We start from the raw sequence: 20,361 nt of genomic DNA on the forward strand, positions 1-20,361 counted from the left end.
TAGTTAATTTAGTTCGTAATTGATTATATATTCAGTTGTTTCTTATAATTTTTCAATGATTCTAACTTCGCCGTCTTTTTCATCTTCGCTCAAAATATTCGATTGTTTTTTGGTGTAAGCCAATAAACTCCATTGAATTGTTTTGTTTGTCGGATATAAATTTGCTTGGTTTTTGAGCCATTTTTCAGCTTCCTGAGAAGAAGAAGTTTTTTCAATCGCCCATGCCGAAACCAATTGATTTGCTGGTAAAAAATTCATAACCGTATTGTCTACTTTTGGACTAAAAGCAATGATTTTTTGCAATGACTCGTTAGCAGTTGCTTTATCCCCAAGACTTGTGTAACACATATAATTCAACCAGTTCTCCAATCTTTCGTCTATGTCTTGATCATAAGGTTTACCTACACCCAAATTTTGCGGCCATAACTTTGCTTCTGCTATAAACTGCAATGCCTTTTTATATTGCTTGTTTTTCATTTCCGTTACTGCCTGCATTAGTTTGGCCTCATGGTACAATTGTCTACCAGCGGTGGCACCTTCAAAAGGAAGAATTTGCAATTTTGTTAAAAAAGCATCTGCTTGAACATATTTTTTATTCCGTAATAATGTTTTCGCAAACAACATTCCGATAATATAATTGTCTTTGTGATTTTTATAAAATGGTTCTACAGTCGATAATGCTTTCTCAAATTGTTTTTGTGCAATAAAATGTTCAGTCAATAATTTATTATATCTCCATCCATTTTCATCAAATTTAATTGCTTTTTGAATATCGCTTAAAGCAACTTCTGGCTTGTCTTTCATCAAAGAAGCTCTCGCTGCATAAAATGCCGGATCAGCTGGTTGGTTGCCACATTGCGAGAATAATTCTTTGGCTTTTGGTATATTGTCACGATTCCATTCTATTAATGCAAGATGATATTTTAATAACCATTGATCATTTGTTTTAATTAACTTTTCGAGAATTTCGGCAGCTTCTGAACGGAAAGGAAAACTAATTTCAGATTGAATTTTACTTAAATCCACAGGTTTATTTTCTAAGAATGCCTTCCAATACTGTATTTCAGAATTGGCTGGAGCCAAAGAAAATGCCTTAAGTGCTTCCTTATTTTGATTTAGATTCTCATACCATATTCCTAGTTCTAAATAGGTTTGCACAGGCATTTCATTTTGAATTAATGAAGTAAAATTCAGTTTTGATACTTCTGAATTTTCCCAAATATATTTCTCAAAGTCAACAAAATGATTTAGAGGATCAAAAGCATTAATTCTATTTAAAATTTCAGTTGCATTTTTATTTTTGTTTTGCCGACGATAAATAACCGCTAATAACTGTAAAGCTTCCAAATTATATTGGTTGTTCACTAGACTTTTTTCGGCATATTCAATGGCTTTGCTAATTTCGTTTTCACGGAAATAAAGCTTGCTTAATTCCGTATAAGCGGCAGTGCGATATTCAACACTCGAAGCAGTAATATCGAAACCATCTTTTGCATCGGTGATATTCCCTAAATGCAGGTTGGCCAAAGCGTAATAATAATTGGCAGCAGGGTCGTAAGTGTTTATAGATAAAGCTTTACTTGCCGAAACAACTGCTTCTTCATATTGAAACTTTCGAATCTGTAAGGATGCCATATCAGATAGAGCAGGGGCATAGTTAGGATCTTTTTTCAAACAGGCTGTTAGTTTCTCCGCAGCTTTTATATAATCTCTAAAACTGATGTAATTTTTCCCTTGTAAGTATAATCCATAAACTGAATTATTATCGAAGTCTTTAGGGATTTCCAATGGTCGGTTGAGGTTTCCATCTTCCAGTGCTGAATTCCAAACTAGTTTATTCTCCCCAAGTACGAGTCTTAATTTATTTACATCAACAGCAACACGAATGGAGTCTTGGAATAGTTCCATCGGCTTAACGGAAATATTCTTGGAATACACAACTTTGCCATTATCAAACACTTCCAGTTTTTCGTTCAACTTTTGCAATGGCGAAAAATAAATCTTCAGCCAGCCGTTCTCATTTTTTACATTTACAGAACCATAATTATTCGCTTTTACGAAGCCTTTGGTTTGCTTAACGGGAAACCAATACTCAGTCCAATAATCCGACTGATACGGTGAAAAAGATCGGTGTTTAAAAGGAGTGTACATGCTATTCTCGCTTGATTGATTGAACAATCTGCCGCTTTGTACTTCTACATATTGTCCATCTGTATCCGTTAATAATTTTTCCCAAATCATTCCTTGTTGTGACAAACCCCATATCCATATTTTCTTTCCGGGTTTATCATCGTGATTGCTATATCTAGCCATTCCGAAATCCTCATCATGCCAGTATCCACCAAAAAAATCACTGTATTTCCCAAACACATGGTATGATTTATAACCACCAAAATTATTATTGTTGTAAAAAGAAAGATCCTTTCCATTTTCCTTGTTGATAGGCCATGAATTATACTCACCATCGTGGCCAAGATAATTTTTTCCTGGATAAATGAATTGCAAATTACCGGCTGCTTTAATCCCGGTATTCATCCATGTATAATACGGTTGCTCGAATGCAGTGTCATTAAACCAAAATGAATTGGTGGTAAAATAAGCCTTGTCCTTTGGCAAATTAATGTCTAATTTCCATGAAGTTCTGGTAAGCAAGTCCAGTACCCCAATCACACAACTTACACTACCGTCTTCTCTAGTAATGGTGGTATAATCTACTGGTGTGGCACAATTGGGAGTATGCCCAATAATTCCATAATTTCCTTCCACACCACCACTGGTCCAAGGGCCTCGCATGGCAATATCCCGAAATTTAATCACATGATTGTTATAAATAAAATCTTTTCCGGTAGATTTCTCAATCGCAGACCAAACCTTACCACCTACCTCTGGTAAAATTGTCAGCTTAATGTAATAGTTCTCTAATTCGATTACTTTCCATTCCTTTTGTACGGGCTTATCTGTAAAGCCATCAAATCGATAGTACGGATAGATTTTTGAATCTGGTTTTGGGATAGGATCCGGATCGGAAAAAGGATAGGTTGTAAAAACTTTTTTATATTCTCTAATCGTTGGCACATTATTCTGTGCAACAGAAAACTGACCTATAAAACAGAAAAGAAATATTACTGATTTTAATTGCATATCAAGATACTATTTAATTTTTAACGGACTAAAGCGATAGCGAACGAGCGAAACAATATGGTATCGCCATTCTTCTTTTGTGATCTAGAATTATGGCGATTTCATATATTGTGGTATTTATTGTTTTTCATCGGTCTTCTCTTTTATGTCTTCGAACATAATGTGGCAGCCCCATAAAGTAACAATCGAACTCAGGTTAAAAAGACTTTTTCACAAAGCGTTTTACTTAACAATCAACAACAATCCTTTTCCTTTTGCAACCGGTAACTCCGCATTAACAGAAAATTGCTGTGCTGATTGAAAATTCTTTATTTCAGGGATACTTATTGTAGCCTTAGCAGGATCAATTCCTAACTTTTTCCAATCAATGTTCAATTTTACTTTTACATCGTTATCAGCCCAACTTGCAATAGAGATTAATGCCGTACCTTTCTTTTTATAAACAGTTGCCAATACCTTAGCATTGCTTGTTTTCACTGGGCAATTTTCGCTCCAATACCCGATCATTTCAGAACCTTTGATACCAAAATCATTCCATAATTTCCAGATTGGTCTCGGATCTGCATTATCACTCCAAGGCATTCTGTTGGTCATACCGTAAATCATACCACGCCAAGCGTTTCCTCCATCTTGTAACATTTCCCCCATAAGTCCGAAAGGGATTCCGCTTACTTCGGTTAAGAAAAAGTCAGGTTGGTTTTTCTCATAATCAAAATACTCCCCAAACCATAGTTTATTCAGATATGGAAAATGCTCCATGTATAAATTGGCACTATTATTAAATCCATCACTTTTATTGTATTGATTGGCACTGTGTAAATCTAATATTCCAGGGTGGCCATTTTGAGTCAATACTCTTTTGATACGCTTCATTGTTACTCTATCAAAAGCTACATCATCAAGGTAAACACCATCAATACCTACGTTTTGGGTCAACCAATTCATCCCTTCCACATAATAATTGTGCCAACGGTTCATACCACTATTTACTATTGCTGCATCTTTAATTTCGGGAACAAACCATGCGGCAATATAATCGTCTCCTACATGTTCTTGCAACCAGCTAAACCCTCCTCCTTTTCCTGGAGAATATATTTCATGACCCAGACTTCGTAAAGCAAATGTTTCAGGGGCTTTATTCGAAAGCTCTCTTATGGTATTGTAAATTTTTACTTTTAGTCCTTTGCTATGTGCCTCATCAATATAGTTTTTCATTTTATCATGTTCGATAAAAGGATAATTGATATATGGATTTATAGGCGTTGCATGGTGGATATTCACTATTGTAGCTCCCGTTTTTGCAATGGTATCCAAGTTATTATACTTGTGATAAAATCTACTATCCCACTGAAAATCCGTGTTGATAGGATGGAAAGGAGTAATCAGCAAATTAAAATTATAGAACAAAACCTCCCCTTTTTTCATGCTTCGGCTTCCGCTGTACGCAGTAACCAAAACCGATTTCCCGTTGGGAACAATCGTAATCCCCCCCTTGTTGCCATTGCCCCAAGAAGCTGGCAAGAGTAATGGTTTTTGTAAATAAAAATTGGTGTTCAAGGGGCGGCTGTATTTTTCGTCTCTTAACGAAAATTGTAATCCTGAGTTCACGTTCCCAATCCAAGCACCATCCTGATTTTTATTGGCCACATCCCATTTCCATTGTATTGATTCAGGACGTTCACCACCTTTTTTACCTAATCCCATCAAATATTTAGCCGAAGTAGGTTGCAAAGGCATTTGAAAATTGATGTCATTAAAAGTAACATCTTCAAGAGCCGTAATTTTAACGGTGTACGATAAAAACCCGTCAAATTCAAGGGTTCCGTTTACCTGCATATCGACAGCGGTATCGCTATTGGTACTTTCCCATGATACTGTTCCTGCCTCTTTTTTCGTAAATTTAAAACTGGTGTTTTTCCAATTATTAATTTCTTTTCCGGCATTGTCCAATACATGAAATTGAGCAGGAGCTGCTAATATATCATTGGCTTTGGTACCAATTGAAGTCATTTCGGGTGTGAAAAAAGTTTGAATCTGAGCCGGTAATCCATTTTTATTCAAAAGCACTTTTCTGCCTAATAATGATATCTCTGTTTCCTTTACTTCTAATGGTGTGTATGGTGCAATTACCGTGTTTTCTTGTGCCATAGTAGAATTCAACCATTTTAATCGGGTCATTTTTTCGGGTTGGTCGATGCCACCATTATGAGTTACGCCTTCTTTAACCACTAAATGAAGAGCAACCGTTTGGGTGGCACCGCCCGAACTAACCAAAACCTCACCAACAAAATCTCCAGCCACTGTGCTTTCTGGAACATCGATTCCGCACCACATGGCTTGTACTTTACCTTTAGAAACATTTACAATATTCGAAAAAACAGTACCGTCATATTTTACCCCATCGGTATTTATGCAGCTTATATTTTTTGCTGCGATTGTTTTTCCTGCTGCATTTTTTAAATCCGAAAAAGTAACTTTTACATTGCTTAAATCCTGCAAAGCATAAACACCCAACTGAAAAGCCAAATATTCTCCCCTTAATGCAGTATCCGAGAAGGTGTTCTGAACTCCTTTGTCAATCCAACGCTTGGGTAAATCTTTTTGCATTCTGATCGAATTCATTCGGTCTTCTGGAAAAACCAAGAATTTTTTTCCGCTATTTTGTGCCTTTATATTCTGTGTTTCGGCAGCCGTAGCAATCACCTCCATTGGATAAAAGCTGTTGAAAGCATTGATACTTTGAATTTCCGAAACGCTACAATTGGCTTTTAAATCGCTTTTTACTTTCGCCAACCATACAGCATCGGCAGTGATTACCGGTTTAGCATAAACCCCTTTTGGATAGTATACACCAAGTCCTTCGTCTATGTATGGCAAATAATAAACATAGTAGGTTCCTTTACCCGAAACCGGTTCAAAAAGCACAGTTCCCGATTCTCTGTTTATGTTCTCAGACTTAACATTTAGAATGTCTTTACCTGTTTTCGCATCTTGCACGATGATGCGTTTTTGTTCTGGATTTTCGTCTCGTCTTCTCCACTCGATAGTGGTTTTGGCAACCGTTCCGCTACCAGTAAACTGTACGACTGCACGATGATTTCCTAGTAAATCTGGATTCCAACTGTTGTTTCCATCGCTGTATTTTAACTCTTGTGCACGTAAAGCACCAGTAGTTATAAAAAGGCAAAGTACGAGTAAGCTACTTATAAAAAATCTCGGTTTTGAGTTGTTTTGCATGATTCTGTTTTTTCAAAAAGGGTATGTAGAATAGTAATAGATTGTTGTATAAAACTTTAATAAATAGCTTCCCAACCTTGTTTTTTCCAATATTCAATAATGGGTTTAAAAGGCCCTAACCTATGTTGTTTTTCAGAAAAAGGGTCACTAAAAGGAGCATGAGCATAATCTATTGCTTTTGCCTTTGGATCTGGATAGTCCATTGTTTTAGGATTAGGTCTGGTATGAACGGAGTCGTCATTTACATAAGCCGCAATATCGAGTGCTTGTGCATCGGTCAAATAGGGCTTACCAACGGTTACTTTATCAAAAGGCATATTCCCCTTCAGCCATTGTGCTTGTTTGATAATTCTATGCATACTCGAACCAGGTTGGTAGGCATATTTACCCCATAAAGGCGGATAAATATAGCCCGACTTGTCTGCATTAAATACCCCTTGCCCTTCATTTCCGTGACAACGAACACAATTTTCAACAAAAAGCACCTTTCCTCTTTCTGGACTTGCCGCTACAGCTGGAAATTCAATTTTGAAGTTTTTAGATCCTTTAAATAAACTGTCTTTGGGTACAAACTTGCTAATCCATTTAAAATAAGATAAGAAAGCAACCATTTCATCACTGTCTAATGGCAATGGTTTACCAGAATGTGGACGCATGATACAGTTGTTTACCCGCTCAGCAAGCGTGAGTACTTTATCTTCTCGTCCACGGTATTGTGGGTAATTGTCGTGTGACGACATCAAATTGAAGGCATAAGGCTTGGTGCCCGCGTCTTGATGGCAATTGGCACAATTCATTTTATTGCCTAGATATTTCCCTTTAATTCCATCTGGACCAATATAATACGCCGTTCTTAACATTAATTCTCTTCCATAACGCACTGATTCGCCAAACTTATCATTTGGGATTTTTGAAGTATCAATGGTAATATAAGAATTGTCTTTTGCAATTTCTTTTGCTATTGTGTTAGCCGAAGATGAATTACAAGAATTAAAAATTACAATTGGTAAAACAAAAAGGATTCCTATAATAACTGTTTTTTTCATTTTTTATATACTATTAAATCTAGAGGTTTGTAAAGTTAGGCCGATTAAATAGCCTTCCCATTTTTTGTTATTTTTTAATTTAAAAGAAACGGTTTTAGTTTATCTTCTGCAATAAACTGTACTCGATAGGGAGGAATTTGAGACTCTAAAGTCCAAAGTAGCACTCCTTTTTTATTCGCTAGAACGGTAATATGTCTTTTTGAACAGCAGCATAAAACCGTTTCTTTGTCAATCATATAAGCACTTCCCATTCTGTCATTATAGACTTCTTTGGGTAATTGAACATGAAAATCTAAGGTTGCTTTATTGCTTTTCTCCTCTACATTCATGGCAAAAACCGAAGATTGTTTTATATCGACACCATTGTCAAAAAACATCAGGCTTCCTTCTTGGTTAATATGTGCCGCGTGGGCTTGAGAGAACTGACAATTGGCAGGCATTGTAATTGTCCCGCCTTTTCCTAGTTTCCAAATTACTTTTCCGGTCTTGGCATTTACCTTCCAAATCTGGCCATTATTATAAAAAGAAATTATAAAATTACCGTCTTTGTCATAATTCAAACTGTTGGCATGCATCCAATCTTTTTTGGTTTTCAACAATGCCTTATCTTTCATTGGATCTAAATCATCAAAAACACTCCATTTCCAGAGTTGTTTCCCTTTTTTGTCTAAAATAATAATCCCATCACCGTTGATAGTATCTTTCTTTTTTCCGCCAATAGCCGTTAGATCTGTTATTCTTTCATCGACAAACAAAGTCACTATTTCGGTAGTCGATTTCTTTATGATTTCATGATGAATGACTTGTTTAAAATCACCTTGCCCTTTTTTAATGTGCGTTAGTGTATCTCCCTGTAAATTAATTTCCAATATCTCACTACCATAGCTTGTAGGCTCATCATTTTTTCCCAGAATCGAAAGAATACTTTGGTCATCGGTAAAGCGAGAGACTTTAAATCCAGTTCCTTCAACAGTATGATACCATCTCAGGTTTCCTTTATAATCTATAATATAGGCGACACCGGGAGTTTCTCTTTTGCTTAAAAGCATAAACCCCTTTTTGAAATTTTGAGGCAATAATTTTGGATTTGGACAACTTGCTTTAAATTCCTTTTGCAACCATTCCGGTAATTTTCTGGATTTGAAAGTATATATTTTACTTGTGTTTTTTTCACCATCTTGAATAGTTATTACTTGATAGTTATAATTGGTCTCGGGGCTAATAGAACATAGCACCAAAGAGTGTGTTTTGCCATTAGGAGTAATTGACGAGGTCATTTTGCCTTTAATTCCAACTGCATCTCGCCAATATTCTATATATACCTCTGCATCAGTACTTGTAGTAACATCGATTTGAATCTTCAATTCGTTGTTACTATGAGTTCCAACGCTGATATTTTGGATACAATTGCCTTTATTATTAGAGCAACCCGTCAATATTAATAGCGTAAAAACAAAAAGTGCTTTTGATAAAAATCTCTTGATCATTTTATTTCTGTGTTTAAAAAATGCTGCTGCTTTTTTTATAAAAACCAAGAATATAATAGTCTCACCATTTATTATATTCTTGATTTTTAAAATACCTATTCCTATTTATTGTCTGTCAGCGTTACTTAACTTAGGGTTAAGATCTACCTGACTTTGAGGGTATGTATAAAATTTATTTTGAGGCATCTTGATTTGAGCCGCCTCACCAACTCTAAGGTGATACGCATTTACAAGAACATCGTATTTATTCATTCTAATTAAATCGGCACGGCGTTTTCCTTCGTAGAAAAGCTCCCATCCTCTTTCTTGTAAAATAGCATCTCTTAGAGTAGCTTGATTGTAATCTGACAAAACCAAAAGTTTAGCATGTGATCTTGCTTTAACCTGATTAATAAGATCGATCGCTTCGCCAGTTGGTCCGCTAATCTCGTTCAATGCTTCTGCTCTACTCAACAACACATCGGCATAACGCAATATGTTTACACTGTGACCATCATAATACGTCGTTGTTTCATCATCTGCATATTTTCTTGTAGATACATCCGGCATATAGAATTCACCTGCTGGCGGTTCAGCACCCAAAGTAGGAGCTTGCTTGTGCAATAAATGATCTACTCCTGTAAATTCCGGGAAGAAACATTCTTTTCTCTCATCCTCATCACCAAAAGTATTATAGAAATCCCAGTTTACGGTATAATACTGCCATCTGTTTTCAACAACAGGGTGATCTATTGGTCCAAAGTGGTTCAATAATTCTGTTCCGTTTATATTAGCATCACTAAGTGAGGAGAAAATATTTTCGCTGCACCATTTGTTACTTTCTTTGAACAAGCCTGTATAAGATGGGAAAAGGCTGTACTCATTCAAATTCATCACTTGTTGTGTAAGAGTTACTACTTTTTGCCAATCATGACTACGCATGTATAGTTTTGCCAATAAAGTAAGAGCTGCACCTTTAGTAGCACGACCTACATCGTTCGATCCATAAATTGCATTATCTCTATAATTTACAGGTAATACATCAGCAGCTTCATTCAATTCTTTGATAATGAAAGCATCAATTTCTTCAACTGATGATGGAGGTGTTTGAGCCAAATAATCAGGGTTCGCTATATCAGCCTCTGTAATTAAAATTACCGGCCCCCAAGAATCGGTTAAGTCCATATAGGAAGAAGCTCTTAGAAACTTAGCTTCGGCTATAAATTGTGCTTTTTCTGCCGCCGAAATTCCGGTCATAGGCGTAATGTAGAAAATTGCATTATTGGCATTGGCAATCAACTTATACATTGAGTTCCAATCTTCTTGAAGTAGCCCATTGGTAGAACTCCAAGTTCCTAAAGACAATTGTCCCGGATCACCGCCATATTGACAATGTCCCAGATCTGTGGCAATATCCGTTAATGCAAAATGCCTCGTTGCCCAGTACGAAAAGTTATCGCCCACACTTGGTCCTTTTAGTCTACCATAAATTGAATTGATGGCTGCAACGGCATCCGATTTTGTTTGATACCCATTGGTATTGGTCAAACTACTATATACCGTGGGATCAAGATCGTTATTACACGAAAATTGCGTTCCCGCAGTAAGTAAAAGTAATAGTATTGTATATTTTTTCATTTTGATAAATTTAATGTTAGTAAAAAAGCTTTTTAGACTAATGAATTGTGACTTTTAAACCTAAAATAAAAGTTCTGGAAGCTGGGAAGGAGTTGAAATCAATTCCTCCACCGATGTTTTCTTTTGTGGGATTATTAGGATCAATATGTCCATTTACTTCAGGGTCATTTCCAGAATATTTTGTGAAAGTCGCCAAATTCTGACCTATAGCATACAATCGGATACTATCTATAAATTTAACTTGTTTTAATGCGCTCTGCGGGATAGAATATCCCAGAGAAACATTTTTTAAACGAATATAAGAAGCATCTTCAACAAATTTTGAATTTACATAACTCCCGTATTTACTTTTGTAATACCCATCTCTTGGAATATCGGTATTTTCATTTGTGCCGGCCACCCAACGATTCAACGCATCTGTACTCGTCGATGATTCCCCTACCATTGCAGTCATATTATATACGGAATAATCAAATGACCCTTGGAAAAAGATATTCAAATCAAAATTACCATATTTAAAATCATTGTTAAATCCTGCAAGATAATGTGGTGTAGAATTTCCTAGGTAAGTTCTGTCATCTGCTGTGATTTTTCCGTCTCCATTTACATCCACATATTTTGGGTCTCCCGGTTTAGACAGGGGTTGTGGTGCATAAACTTCTCCCGTTTTTACTACTCCAGCATATTCATAACCATATAGTTCGCCCATTTCTTTTCCTGGCACTAATCTTGTAAATTCTTGACCGGAAACAGTACCACTTGGGTTAGACGTATTCGTGCTAATGATTTTAACATTATCTGAAAGCTCGACCACCTCTTGTTTATTGTACGCAAGATTTAAAGACGTTTTCCAAGAAAAATTATCTGTTCTAAAATTTTCGGTGCTTACGCCAAACTCAATTCCTTTGTTTTCAACAACTCCTGCATTGACTCTTTGGGTACCAAAACCCCACCATCTTCCAACAGGAACATTCAAAAGTACATTATTGGTCGTTTTTTTATACACATCAATAGTGGCGCTGATTCTTCCGTCAAAAAATCCCATATCCAAACCTAAATTGGTTTGAGCTGTTTCTTCCCATTTTAAGTTAGGGTTTGCTAAATTTGCTGGCTCAGTCCCACCAACAAAATTATCCGGAGCAATCGTAACCCCCCAAGATTGAAGCCTGCTCATGTATGCATAATCCCCAATACCATCATTTCCTGTAATACCATAACTGGCTCTTAATTTTAGTTCAGAAAAAGTATTTAAATTTTGAATAAAGGATTCATTTGACATTTTCCATGCAATAGCCCCAGATGGGAATATTCCGAATTTATTATTTGGCCCAAAACGAGAAGAACCATCTTTTCTTATGGTAAAAGAAGCTAAATATTTATCCGAAAACGAATAATTCAATCTACTGAAATAAGAAGTAAGCTTGGTTTCTGTTTTCTCCGTTTCCGGTTTTTGATAAATAGTGGCTCCTTCAAGATTATAATAGGTTAACAAATCACTGGAAAAACCAGTACCTGCTGCTTTTAATCGTTCATAAGTATCTTTTTGGTTTGAAGTTCCGATCATTGCAGTTATCGCATGTTGTTCACCTAAAGTAAATTTGTACGTTAAATATTGTTCTGTACTCCATCTGAAATAGGTTTTATTTTCTTCAGATCCAGAGCCTTTTAAAGCGGCTCCTGCAACCAGTGTTCTTGGTGTATATTTTCCTTGTATATTTTCCTGCCACTCCGCACCAGCCCCAAAATGATAGGTCAGGTTTTTAATGATTTCATAGTCCAAAAACATATTTCCGTTAACCAATCTATTGATTGTGTGGTCAGTTGGCTCTAGCAAAAGAGCCAATGCATTATCTTTTCCTTGGTATTTATAGTACGACCCGTCAGCATTATAAATAGGGACACTAGGAGGAGCGGTTTGAAGAGAATACATAGGAGATAAAATATTGTCTCCAAAATCACTATTGTGTCCCTCGTTTACAGCACCATAAACATTGGTACCCATATTTAATTTATCATTAAATCTTTTCTCAGCACCCATTCTAACGGTGTATCTTTCAAAATCGGTGTTTTCTAACGCCCCTGTTTGTTTTAAATAGTTTCCAGAAAGAAAAAATTTAGACACTTTATCGCTTCCGCTAAAAGTAATCGTTCTATTCAATACTTCTCCTTGACGGGTTGCCGCGTCAAACCAATTAGTATTCACTATCGGAAAACTTGCTGGAAAAACCAGTGGTCTGCCGTTTTCGACAGCAATGGCATTTTGAATATCGGCGTATTGTTGTCCATTCAATAAGGAAGGCTCATTAATTATATTTTGAAAACCATCCGAAATTTCGGCCTCAACTTGCATTTTTCCTAATTTTCCTTTTTTGGTAGTAATTATTATTACCCCATTTCCTCCTCTGGCACCATAAATAGCAGTAGAAGAAGCATCTTTCAGTACCTGAATGTTTTCAATGTCATTTGGACTAATCGATGCACCCGTACTCGTAATAAATCCATCCACCACATACAATGGCGCATTAGAAGTATTGAGCGAGTTTCCTCCTCTAATAACAACTGAAGGAGTACTTCCCGGAGCAAAACTATTCTGTTGCACTTGAATCCCAGAGGCGCGTCCTTGTAAAGCTTGACCAACATTAGAAACTGTCCCTCCTAAGTTCAAGTTGTCTTTACCAATAGAACTCACAGAACCGGTAAGGTCACTTTTCTTTTGTTTACCATACCCAACAACAATTACCTCATTCATTTTTTGTCCTTCTTCTTTCAGAACGACAGTCATAAAACCTCCTGTTGCTTTAACTTCTCTGGTTTCCTTTCCGATAAAAGAAATCACTAAAGTAACCGAAGCATCTGAAGCATCAATTGCAAAAGAACCATCCATATCAGTTTGAACCGATTCTTTAGCTCCTTTTATATGAATATTGGCACCAGATATAGATTGCCCGCTTTCATCGGTAACCTTTCCTTTAATTTGTTTTTGGATATTTTTTAAATTAATTTCTGTCGGAAGATTTGTTGTATAACTCTCTGATGCTGATACTTGCAAAGTCCAGTTGAGCAGTAAAATAGTGGTCATTTTAACCACTCTCCCCGAGATCATGTTAAGCCGAAAATCTTCGGGCTTATTTTTGGTTTTTACATTCATATTCATGGTATTTAAGTTAGTTAGTTATTTTTTCAATCATCTCTTTCTTGACATTGCAAACAATCAAGTCTATTCGTGTTTTTTACTTAAACATATTCTCATTTAAAAAGTCTAAAATGATATTAAAATCATTTTTATACTACTTTAAAATTGAAAATAGAATAATAATATTCACAATTCAATGACGAAACTATATATTATTTTCTAATAAAAAAAGGAAAGCAACAAAAAATGTGCTCGAACACGCTAAATTTGTGTTTTCGAGCACACAATTGTAGTAAAAGTGTCGGAATTATTTTAAAAGCATTAATTCCGAAACATTTAACCCTACAATTTTTATCAAATGCAAAAAATAATCTGGGGAGAAATACAAACCATTAAAATAGGAGGCAAGGAAATTTCAGAATGGGTATGAAATTTGAAAAAATTTAATTCTAACGAAATACGATTGCATATCATTTACAACGTCAAGAATTTACGGTATAAAGGGAAATTGACTAATTTCTGAAAGAAGTACCTCAGCAATAATATGAATTAGAGCTATCATAGAAACCAGCATAAAAAAAACTACTCTAAATAAGAATTGATATTTTCCGAATTGATGATATCAATCGGTAATAACGTAGTGTTGGGAATTTCTTTGCCGAAAATAAAAAATTCAGCTAAACCCATTACACCTAAATAAGCTTGCCTTTTTGGGTTTTGATGAATTAAAAAGTCTATCGTTCCTTGACTTAAAAAAGCGCAATTTTCGGCTACTAAATCATATCCAATAATGCCAATTTCAGATCCATATTCAGCACTCGCTATTTTGGCGATGTGGAAGGATTTTGAGGTCGTAACAAAGATTCCGCCCAAATTGGGGTTGTGGGCCAGAAAATCTTTAAAATCCTTTTCAATCGTTGGATTATGCAATTTTAAAGTATGTATCGTGTACTCCGAATTTTCTTTTTCATTAAAATAAGCTCTAAATCCACGCTCTTTTTCTTGCATGTGAATGGCATTTTCATAAGACTCATCGATATGAATAATGACCATACTTCCTTTTTTGTGCAGTAAATCCAAAAGCTTGGCCGCAACCCTTCCGCTCATAAATAAATCCTGACCAACAAAACTTTTGATTATTGAAGAGTGAATTTGATTGTTAAAAGTAGAAACAACAATTCCCAATTCATTATATTTCTCAACCATATCCAATGTTTCCTTATAAAACAAAGGCGCCAACATAACAGCATCTGGAGCTATTTTCAATATGGATTCATTGCAATTTATAAAAGACGCTGTGCTTTCCGGGTCAAAATAAAATATTTTGATTTGAAGGTTGTACGCTTTAAATTTTTGCACAACATCCTCAATTCCTTTGACACAAGGAAGCCAATAAGAATCTAACGATGGATCGGGAAGACTGACACAAATGTGATATACTTTGTTATTCTTGAGACTTCTAGCCATAAAATTAGGCTCATAGTTTATCTCACTCAAAACCGCATTCACTTTTACAAGAGCCTCCTCAGATACTTTGCCTCTTTTATGCAACACTCTATCCACGGTCCCTTTTGAAACCCCAGCTAACAGCGCAATATCTTTAATCGTAAGTTTTTTATCCATCGAAGCAAATATATAAAAAAAGTTGAAAGGGTATACTACAATACAAATATGCGTTTAAAAATAGAAACCACCATCTCAAAAGCTTTTGAAATGATGGTTTTTCGCAATTTATAAACGAGCTATTGTCTAAAGATTCTCAAAAAAATCATTCCCTTTATCATCAGTGATAATAAAAGCTGGAAAATCTTTAATTGTGATTTTACGAACAGCTTCCATACCCAAAATTTAAGGCTCCATAGTATCATAGAAACAAAACGTCACACAACAATTCAGATCTTTAAAAATTCTAAAACTACCGCAATAATCACTATTTTTACCTCAATAATTAGAATAGAAGTCTTAAGAATCATACTTTTGAAAATTAATGCCTTTATGAAAAAAAATATTTCTTTTTATGTAATGCACACCTGCTTGTGTTTTACTTTTCTATTTTTACCGTATGCATTTTCTTCTACTGGCAGCATTTTCAGTTTGCCAAAGTTAGCCAGCAATCCGCATGATAGGATTTATTTTTTCATTTATTTCTTGTTACTGTTATTCTTCTATTTCAATTATTATATTTTAATTCCGAAGATTTATTTTGCAAAAAAACAGATTCAATACGTAGTTGTTCTAGTTTTGTTTCTGTTCTTTTTTCTTTGGATCTCAACCGTTTTTGACACACCCGATAGAAATTTTCTTGATTTCGGAGATCCAAATCAACTTGCTAAAGGGAACATTCCTCCTCCACAATACGAAGAATTTAAACGTCCGAACGGACCAATACCTCCTAAAATGCCCAATCTAGAATTAAGTGATTTAACTCATTTTGGAGGACCTCCTACACAATACAACCACACTATTTTGGTTTATCTGATAGGCGTCATTTCTAGTTTATTCATCGCGATAAAAATTCGCCTGCAAAAAGTAGAAGAAGATAAAATGAAATCGGAATTGTCTTTTTTAAAAGCACAAATCAATCCGCATTTTCTATTTAATACCCTGAATAGCATTTATTCATTGGCCATAAAAAAAGACGACAAAACTGCAGATGCAGTGGTACAATTATCTGAATTGATGCGCTATATCATTACAAATGCAAATGACGATGTCATCGCTTTGGACAAAGAAATCAATTATATTGACAACTACATACTTTTACAAAAAACCCGATTGGGAAACACAGTAACCGTTGATTATACAATGGAAGGAGACCCCTTTGGAAAAGCCATTACCCCGCTTATTTTAATCTCTTTTATTGAAAATGCCTTCAAACACGGTGTAAATCCAAATGAGAATTCCGAAATTTGTATTCGAATTACTATTGTTGGAGATTATTTGACTTTATATGTTTCCAACAATAAAGTGCAAACTATTAAATCCGACAGTGGTATTGGTTTACAAAACACTATAGAAAGACTTACGCTTTTGTATCCCAACAATCATGTTTTGTATATCGATGATAATCCAAAAATATATCAAGTAACCTTAACCCTGAAAGTAACATGATAAAAGCGATTGCTCTTGATGATGAACCGCCTGCACTGGAAATTTTACAAAATTTTTGTGATAAAATTGACACTATCTATTTGCAAAAAACATTTACCAAGTCGGAAGATGCTCTGAAATATTTGAAAAAATATCCTGTCGATCTATTGTTTTTGGACATCAATATGCCCGCTATTTCAGGAATTGATTTTTACAAAAAATTGCCCCACAAAACCATGGTAATATTCACAACAGCCTATTCTGAATATGCTGTAGAGGGTTTTACATTGAGTGCCACCGATTATCTATTGAAGCCTATTTCCTTTGTACGTTTTGAACAAGCCGTAGAAAAAGCATTTACACAATGGAAACAACAAAATCAAAATCCAGAACAACAATACCTTTTCATTCGAGCCGATTATAGTTTGATAAAAATTCTGCGCTCGGATATTTTATTCATCGAAGGACTGGATGATTATCTAAAAATTCATATTCAGAATCAAAAAACAATTGTCGCCAGAATGACTATGAAGGCCTTGTTACAAAAGTTGCCTGAGACTGAATTTATAAGGGTACATCGTTCATTTATTGTGTCTATATCCAAAATTGAGAAAGTAAGGAACAAACTAATCTACATCGGCGAAGAAGAAATTCCTGTAAGCGCGAGCTACGAAACTACATTTTTTGCTTTACTCAATACCCAATAATTTTTTTGCCAATTACAAAAAACACATCCTATTATTTTTAATTTACCTCTTAAAATAGTTCAAATACCTCAAACATTTTTTATAAAAAATAATTATAAATATTTTTACTTCATAATTGATTGTTAAGCGTCTAAAACAATATAAATAACCTTAAAAATTTGAAAATGAAAAAAACAAAATTAGTTTTATTGGGAGCTATTGCTTTCCTATTGACAATTGTAATTGCTTGCAGCAAAAGTGATGATGACTCTTCTAGTTCGACCTCCGCTACCGTTACAGCGCTTACAAGTGGTTCAATTGCATTTTCTTCAACAGCAACTATCAATGTTGCTCATACAGGAACGGCGACACTTCCTTACTCTGGTGGTAATGGCCTAGCCTATTCTACAGGAACAGCTATTGCTTCAACAGGTGTTACAGGATTGACTGCTACTTTAACCGCAGGAACTCTTGCAAACGGAGCGGGCACGCTTACGTACACTATTACGGGTACACCTACATCCTCTGGTGTTGCCAGTTTTACCATTACATTTGGAGGACAAACGGTTACGATTACATTGACGGTAAATTCTGTAGCAACAGCCGATTGCTCTTCGGCAACGGGAACAGCAAAACTGATTTGCTTATGTGATGCTTTCAAAGCTACGCTTACTGCTACACAAATAGCTAGTTTGCAATTGGCATACACGTTTTCGAACATTAAAACTTGGTCTAATTTACCGGCTGCAATGTCTGCTCGTTTGGGTCTTAAGTTCAGTACTTTAAGCGCTGCCCAATTGGTCGCTGCCAAAGCCATCGTGAAAGAAATGAGCGGTACAACAGTAAACGAAGGATATGATGAGGTTGAACAACTATGGCTAGCAGATGATTATCTTAATGCAAACGGTGGTGGTAGCGATTATGGTACAGGCAATTATTACATCGCCTTCTTTGGTACGCCATCAAGTTCTGGTACATTTGAAATTATGATGACAGGACATCACAAAACGGTTGCCAATACTTATAAAGATGCTGCCTTAATAGCTGCTACACCTCACTTTGCGGCTATCGAACCATTATCCTTTACTACAAACGGTACTACTTATGCTCCTATCAACCAAGAAAAACTAGCGTTTGCAGCAATTCTTGCCGGATTAAGCACTACTGAATTGGCAACTGCAAAATCCAGCTCTACTTTTTCAGATTTATTACTGGGACCAAATGCCAACTGGTCATTTCCTACCACAAAATCGGGATTAATTTGTAGTGGATTAACCTCGGCACAAAAAACTTTGGTAATCAATGCCATCAAAACGTACACAAATGATATTGATGATACCAATGCAGCAACAATTTTAGCAACCTATACATCAGAAATAGACAATACCTATATTTTATACAGCGGAACTACTGCTTTGGATACAAAAAATGATTATGTTCGTATTGATGGACCTCATGTATGGATCGAATTTAGTGTGCAGGGCGGAATCGTTATGAGTGGTGTACATCATCATTCGGTATGGAGAGATAGAGTTAATGATTATGGTACTACCAAAAATTAAAAAAGAGTTTATAAAATGGGTACTCTTGTCTGCTTGTGTCTTCGGATACTTGCAGGCAGGGGCACATCCCATGCCTAGTTCTGTAGTAAATCTTTTTATACTTGGAAAATCAATACGGGGAGAAGCTAAAATTCCTCTTGCTGAATTACAGAACGCTGTTGGAGAACAACAAGGTAGCAAAATTAAAAGTCTTTTTTTGAAGCAGTATTTTCAAAAACATATTGCTGCAATTTCGGGTCAGCAAAGATGGACTACCATAATTGATAGTGTATCTACATTTGAAGGAAAAGACCCAATTGTTGGCAGTTACAAAGAAGTCCTAGTGTATTTTGAACTAAAAACAGCTCAGGAAAATCTACGAAAATTTACTTTTAATTATGATGCCGTTGTGCATCAAGTGATCACCCATAAAATTTTTGTTTATGTTGAACAAGATTGGCTTAATGGCATTCAAGATAAAAACAAAACGCAGCAAATAGGGATTATTCAGTTGGACATACCCAAAGGAAAAATATTCCCTCTTGAAGTAAACCTAGAAAAAGGCAGTTGGTGGACAGGCTTCAAAGGAATGGTTCACTTAGGCTTAGAACATATAAAAGAAGGAACCGATCATTTGTTGTTTCTACTTGTATTGCTATTACCTGCTTCGCTAACAGTAAATCACAAACGATGGGGGAATTTTGGCGGCACTAAATATAGCATTGTGCGGTTGTTAAAAATTATCACCGCTTTTACAATTGGTCATTCCATTACACTATTAATTGGCGTATTAGGTTGGTTTCATTTACCCACGCAACCTGTTGAAATTTTGATTGCGGTTTCTATTTTAGTTTCGGCAATACATGCTATCTACCCTGTTTTTCCAGGAAAAGAAATTTATGTAGCGTCGGGTTTTGGATTGATACACGGTTTGGCTTTTGCAACCGTTCTTTCCAACTTAAATTTAGATACAGGCACTATGATTTTAAGTATTTTGGGTTTTAATATTGGAATAGAAATCATGCAGCTATTTGTAATTATTCTTACAATTCCTTGGTTAATTCTGCTAAGCCAAACCCCATCATACAGATGGATTCGAATTAGTTGGGCAATTTTGGCTGCAATTGCTGCCTTTGCCTGGATAACAGAACGATTGTCCGGAAATGCAAATACCATTTCTACAGCAATACAAAATAATATATCAATAGCTCCTTGGGGAATTTTACTATTGGCAGTCACAGCTATATCCCTTTACGGAATACATTGGAAAAATGAAAAATTACAGGAAATTTGATGTGATTTTAACAAATTAACCTCTTAAAAACTTCCTATTACCTCATAAATTTTAATGTATTTATGAGTTTAAGTACTTTTATAACCGTA

General features: G+C 35.5%; 11 protein-coding genes and 1 pseudogene. 4 read left to right on the forward strand and 8 right to left on the reverse strand.

The window, feature by feature from the left end; genetic code table 11:
- Positions 1-42 precede the first annotated feature (42 nt).
- The 8 genes and pseudogenes from FNW52_RS17670 to FNW52_RS17705 all read right to left on the reverse strand — a co-directional run.
- Positions 43-3,141: a DUF5107 domain-containing protein gene (locus FNW52_RS17670; RefSeq protein ID WP_143378811.1), complete on the reverse strand. Its 3,099-nt coding sequence runs from the start codon at positions 3,139-3,141 to the stop codon at positions 43-45.
- A gap of 222 nt (positions 3,142-3,363) precedes the next feature.
- On the reverse strand, positions 3,364-6,378 hold the full coding sequence (locus tag FNW52_RS17675; RefSeq protein WP_221933410.1) for a glycoside hydrolase domain-containing protein: 3,015 nt from the start codon (positions 6,376-6,378) through the stop codon (positions 3,364-3,366).
- A 56-nt stretch (positions 6,379-6,434) separates the two neighbouring features.
- Positions 6,435-7,424, reverse strand: a complete 990-nt coding sequence (locus FNW52_RS17680; RefSeq protein ID WP_143378812.1) for a c-type cytochrome — start codon at positions 7,422-7,424, stop codon at positions 6,435-6,437.
- Positions 7,425-7,498: 74 nt separating this feature from the next.
- Entirely contained in the window at positions 7,499-8,911 is a 1,413-nt protein-coding gene (locus tag FNW52_RS17685; protein ID WP_143378813.1) for an aryl-sulfate sulfotransferase, read from the reverse strand.
- 105 nt (positions 8,912-9,016) lie between these two features.
- Positions 9,017-10,528 (reverse strand): RagB/SusD family nutrient uptake outer membrane protein, encoded by a 1,512-nt coding sequence (locus FNW52_RS17690; RefSeq protein WP_143378814.1) that lies wholly within the window; start codon positions 10,526-10,528, stop codon positions 9,017-9,019.
- Between the two features lie 37 nt (positions 10,529-10,565).
- On the reverse strand, positions 10,566-13,676 hold the full coding sequence (locus FNW52_RS17695) for a TonB-dependent receptor (protein WP_143378860.1): 3,111 nt from the start codon (positions 13,674-13,676) through the stop codon (positions 10,566-10,568).
- 567 nt (positions 13,677-14,243) lie between these two features.
- Positions 14,244-15,284, reverse strand: coding sequence for a LacI family DNA-binding transcriptional regulator (locus FNW52_RS17700; protein ID WP_143378815.1), 1,041 nt, complete (start codon positions 15,282-15,284; stop codon positions 14,244-14,246).
- 126 nt (positions 15,285-15,410) lie between these two features.
- Positions 15,411-15,506 (reverse strand): annotated as a pseudogene (locus FNW52_RS17705) (fumarate hydratase C-terminal domain-containing protein); the annotation flags it as partial.
- A 150-nt stretch (positions 15,507-15,656) separates the two neighbouring features.
- Between FNW52_RS17705 and FNW52_RS17710 the strand changes: the two are divergent.
- From FNW52_RS17710 to FNW52_RS17725, 4 genes are all read left to right on the forward strand, one after another.
- Positions 15,657-16,772, forward strand: a complete 1,116-nt coding sequence (locus FNW52_RS17710) for a sensor histidine kinase (protein WP_143378816.1) — start codon at positions 15,657-15,659, stop codon at positions 16,770-16,772.
- Positions 16,769-17,458 carry a LytTR family DNA-binding domain-containing protein gene (locus FNW52_RS17715; RefSeq protein ID WP_143378817.1) on the forward strand — a complete coding sequence of 230 codons (690 nt, stop codon included), beginning with the start codon at positions 16,769-16,771 and terminating at the stop codon, positions 17,456-17,458. Before FNW52_RS17710 ends, FNW52_RS17715 begins: the two co-directional genes overlap by 4 nt.
- A 164-nt stretch (positions 17,459-17,622) precedes the next feature.
- Positions 17,623-18,999, forward strand: coding sequence for a DUF3500 domain-containing protein (locus FNW52_RS17720; protein ID WP_143378818.1), 1,377 nt, complete (start codon positions 17,623-17,625; stop codon positions 18,997-18,999).
- Positions 18,980-20,272, forward strand: a complete 1,293-nt coding sequence (locus tag FNW52_RS17725) for a HupE/UreJ family protein (RefSeq protein ID WP_221933411.1) — start codon at positions 18,980-18,982, stop codon at positions 20,270-20,272. Before FNW52_RS17720 ends, FNW52_RS17725 begins: the two co-directional genes overlap by 20 nt.
- The last annotated feature ends 89 nt before the right edge of the window (positions 20,273-20,361 follow it).

Source organism: Flavobacterium sp. ZT3R18 (assembly GCF_007097385.1).
Taxonomy (GTDB): domain Bacteria; phylum Bacteroidota; class Bacteroidia; order Flavobacteriales; family Flavobacteriaceae; genus Flavobacterium.